General features: G+C 55.1%; 2 protein-coding genes. Both read right to left on the reverse strand.

The features are described 5' to 3' along the window. Nucleotides 1-28: 28 nt before the first annotated feature. Nucleotides 29-223: a phage tail tube protein gene (locus DLK05_RS16985; protein WP_435896278.1), complete on the reverse strand. Its 195-nt coding sequence runs from the start codon at nt 221-223 to the stop codon at nt 29-31. Between the two features lie 28 nt (nt 224-251). Continuing rightward, nucleotides 252-481, reverse strand: a 230-nt coding sequence (gene gpU, locus DLK05_RS16990; protein ID WP_127345112.1) for a phage tail terminator protein, incomplete at its 5' end; no start/stop codon positions are given.

The raw sequence follows: 481 nt of genomic DNA on the forward strand, positions 1-481 counted from the left end.
AGCTGGTATCTCCGGCAGATTTCTGCCCCTACCCGGTCGCAGTCCAGTCTGCATCTTCATCATCGAGATAGCTGTCGTCATAGGACTCAGCGGTCAGTTCGCCGGGCGTCAGGTCTTTAACTTTTGCCAGACGCGACCAGTCAACGTCTGAAAGCGGATTCGCGTAAGGGTCACCGCTCCCCTTATAAACCCACAGGGTGGTCCCGGCACCTTTCACCGGCATTGTAGGATTTGGTACAGGCATAGCGTCCTCACATTTCATAGGTAATGACATAAGTCAGATCGGCTGAACTCCACAAGCCCGCATCATCGTCGCGCCGGTAGTCATAGCCGCTGGCCACCATACTGGTGATCAAATCTGACAGTGCCGGGATATCGCTCATCACCGGATAAATCCGGGACTCCATCCACGCATCCAGCTCTGAATCCGGCACCTGAGCAGGCAGGAAAACTTCGATATGCAGCTCCGCCTGCCAGGTAT

Source organism: Ancylomarina longa (assembly GCF_003996985.1).
GTDB lineage: Bacteria > Bacteroidota > Bacteroidia > Bacteroidales > Marinifilaceae > Ancylomarina_A > Ancylomarina_A longa.

Excerpts from the sequence above, each read along its gene's own strand:
- DLK05_RS16985 (WP_435896278.1), bottom strand. The coding sequence starts at position 223 with ATGCCGGTGAAAGGTGCCGGGACCACCCTGTGGGTTTATAAGGGGAGC.